Annotated in this window: 2 pseudogenes; both read right to left on the reverse strand. The window is 63.1% G+C overall.

The annotated features are described in order from the left end of the window. Window positions 1-198: 198 nt before the first annotated feature. A pseudogene (locus KBY47_RS36240) lies at window positions 199-336 on the reverse strand (IS3 family transposase); the annotation flags it as partial. A gap of 97 nt (window positions 337-433) precedes the next feature. Further along, window positions 434-548: pseudogene (locus tag KBY47_RS36245) on the reverse strand (IS5/IS1182 family transposase); the annotation flags it as partial.

Raw genomic sequence — 548 nt, forward strand, 5'->3', positions numbered from 1 at the left:
GCCGACCCGGCTTGATGCCCGTCGGCAGCAAAGGCTCAAGCCGGGCCCACTGGCCGTTCGTCAGATCCCCACGTCCCACAGGACGTGATCATCAACGAACAAGATCCACTTTCGCAACAGACCCTAGGGCGAGACGTTGTCCACGAGAACGGCTGGGGCCCGGAGCGAACTTTCCCCGTGATCTTGGACACTCGATGGTTATGCGGCGAGGGCGTGCTGTTGTCGCTGCCTGGTCTCGGCTGGGGTGAGGTAGCCCAAGATCTTGTGCTTGCGCAGGCGGTGGGGATTGTAGAAGGTCTCGATGAAGTTGAAGACCTCGGCGCGAGCGGTAGCCCGGTCGGGCCAGGTCCGGGTGGCGATCGTGCTCGTTGGTGGCTCGGTGAGCGCGGAGCGCTTCATGGTGGGGGTGCCAGCATCGTCTTAAGACGCCATCTCATTTGGTGAGTCGGCGATAGCAGATGAGGGTGCAGGCGATGCTGGTGAAGGCCAGGAAGTGCTCGGCTTTGCGCTCGTAGCGTCGGTGCAGTCGGCGGCATCCTGCGAGCCAG

Source organism: Streptomyces sp. B93, from assembly GCF_018070565.1.
In the GTDB taxonomy this organism is placed as follows: domain Bacteria; phylum Actinomycetota; class Actinomycetes; order Streptomycetales; family Streptomycetaceae; genus Streptomyces.